This window comes from Vibrio sp. Y176, assembly GCF_033438945.1.
In genome coordinates, this window is sequence record NZ_JAWOQS010000151.1 from 1 (window position 1) to 992 (window position 992).

Annotated in this window: 1 protein-coding gene; it reads left to right on the forward strand. The window is 45.8% G+C overall.

From position 1 onward, the window contains the following. Positions 1-992: fatty acid cis/trans isomerase (locus R7O13_RS24765; RefSeq protein ID WP_318304923.1), on the forward strand; the 992-nt coding region annotated here is incomplete at both ends.

Genomic DNA, 992 nt, shown 5'->3' on the forward strand with positions numbered 1-992 from the left:
CGTCATCAATGATCGCTTCTGGGTATTCTTCTTAGACCCAGACAAAGCTGACATTCCTGAGGTTAACGAGTTCTACCGTTCACAAGCAGATAACTTAAAACTGCCAGCCGAACAAGAAAGTAATACGCTTCCAGTCACAAACTGGGTTAAGTACGCACGCCAACAAGCGCGTTATCTTGAGGCAAAATCTGAGTTCACGAACAATTGGTTTAAGCATGGCGAAAACCTATCGACTGACGTCATTTGGGACGGTAACGGTACCAACCCAAATGCAGCATTAACAGTATTCCGTCATTTCGACAGTGCATCTGTAGTTCAAGGGTTGGTTGGCGAGCAGCCAAAAACAGTCTGGATCTTAGATTACGCTTTGCTAGAGCGTATTCACTACCTATTGGTAGCAGGGTTTGACGTATACGGTAACTTTGGTCACCAGTTGATGACGCGTATGTTCATGGACTTCTTACGTCTTGAAGGCGAGAGTAACTTTGTTACCTTGCTGCCTGCGGATATCCGTCACCAGCTTCAATCAAGCTGGTATCAAGATCAAAGCCCTCAGCTTAGTGACTTTTTGCAACGTAACGTGAAGCCTTTTAATCAACCGACCAGCGTTGTTTACAAAACGGACGATCCAAAAACCGAACTACTGAACATGATGCGCAAACGCTTATCGCCAGTGCTGCTGCCGCGTTATGAGATTACCGATACTGCGCTTTCAGATAAAACGGAAAAAGAGCTAAAACGCATCGGTCAAGTGCGTGGTGAAGGGCTACAAACCGTCCCACAAATCACGATGCTGATGGTGCGTAGTAAGTCAGGTAAGGACGAACTGTTCACCCTACTTCACAACAATGCGCACACCAATATTTCGAGTTTGTTTGATGAAGAAAGCAACCGAGACTTCGCCAACGACGATATGACGATCGTGCGTGGCGTTGTCGGTAGCTACCCAGCAGCATTTTTCTCCCTTAAAGAAAACCAAGTAAAAGAATTTG